A 344-nucleotide genomic window follows, 5' to 3' on the forward strand; every position below is an offset into this window, starting at 1 on the left:
CACCCCCGCCGCCGCCGAGACCCGGGAGGGCATCGACTGGACCCGGGCGGTCGAGGAGAACGAGCTGCTGGACGCCACCGAGGCCGACCACGACCAGCAGCGGTTCCTGGACGGCGAGACGACGCCGGTCATCTTCGCGTCCGCGGTCTCCAACTTCGGCGTCGGCGCGCTGCTGGACGTGCTGGTCGACCTGGCCCCCGCGCCCGCGCCGCGGCCCGACGCCGAGGGTGCCCTACGGCCGGTCGAGGCGTCGTTCAGCGCGTTCGTGTTCAAGGTGCAGTCCGGGATGGACGCCGCCCACCGCGACCGGCTGGCCTACATCCGGATCTGCTCCGGCGTCTTCG

General features: G+C 73.5%; 1 pseudogene. It reads left to right on the plus strand.

Going from position 1 to position 344, the window contains the following annotated elements:
* A pseudogene (locus IN07_RS26015) lies at positions 1-344 on the plus strand (peptide chain release factor 3); the annotation flags it as partial.

It is taken from the genome of Modestobacter caceresii, assembly GCF_000761485.1.
Classification (GTDB): Bacteria; Actinomycetota; Actinomycetes; order Mycobacteriales; family Geodermatophilaceae; genus Modestobacter; species Modestobacter caceresii.